The sequence below is a fragment of the Aeromonas sp. QDB68 genome (genome assembly GCF_027707405.1).
Classification (GTDB): domain Bacteria; phylum Pseudomonadota; class Gammaproteobacteria; order Enterobacterales; family Aeromonadaceae; genus Aeromonas; species Aeromonas caviae.
In genome coordinates, this window is sequence record NZ_JAPCIQ010000249.1 from 1 (window position 1) to 657 (window position 657).

Annotated in this window: 1 protein-coding gene; it reads right to left on the reverse strand. The window is 45.4% G+C overall.

Features of this window, described 5'->3' with window-relative positions:
- Nucleotides 1-69 precede the first annotated feature (69 nt).
- On the reverse strand, nt 70-387 hold the full coding sequence (locus PG892_RS22490; RefSeq protein WP_270825939.1) for a hypothetical protein: 318 nt from the start codon (nt 385-387) through the stop codon (nt 70-72).
- Nucleotides 388-657: the final 270 nt, after the last annotated feature.

The window sequence follows — 657 nt, forward strand, 5'->3', positions numbered from 1 at the left end:
GGTCACATGGAAGATCAGATCCTGGAAAACGGGAATGGTTCCGTTCAGGGCGCTACTTGTGTATAAGAGTCAGGCCATAGACAGGGTCTGCATTGCTGCAACATAGGAGGGATTCTCAAAGCCGATGTAAAAACCGGCTACCATCCGGCTAAACACATCAATGACCATATAGACAATCGGGCGACCTACTATGTTTTGTCGATCACTATCAGAAACCAGATAGATATCAGCTATCGTTGCATCAATCTCATATCGGGACCCAGGACCGAGAGCTTGTGTGTTCGCTGTTGCCAGTAACGGCCTGATATCCTTGTTATAATCTATCTTGCTGATTCTTTTCTTCAGTTTTTCAACCTGAGAGTATTCCCTCTTGAAGAAGTGTTTCATCTGCCAAATCGTGGGAAATTCAGATTCAGGTACACCGGGGTTATAGTTTTCATACATCCCCTTGAATTTGTTATGAGTTTCAGCAAATGATTTACCGTTATTGACCAGATAGTGTTTTTCTATCGCGGTGCGAAAGAGTCGCTCTATATGCTCATCAACGACAACACCGGCACCTGCTACCTTCTGTCTGGGACCTGACTCTTATACACAAGTAGCGCCCTGAACGGAACCATTCCCGTTTTCCAGGATCTGATCTTCCATGTGACCTCC

Coding starts and splice junctions, on each gene's coding strand:
- PG892_RS22490 (WP_270825939.1), bottom strand. CDS start 387: ATGAAACACTTCTTCAAGAGGGAATACTCTCAGGTTGAAAAACTGAAG.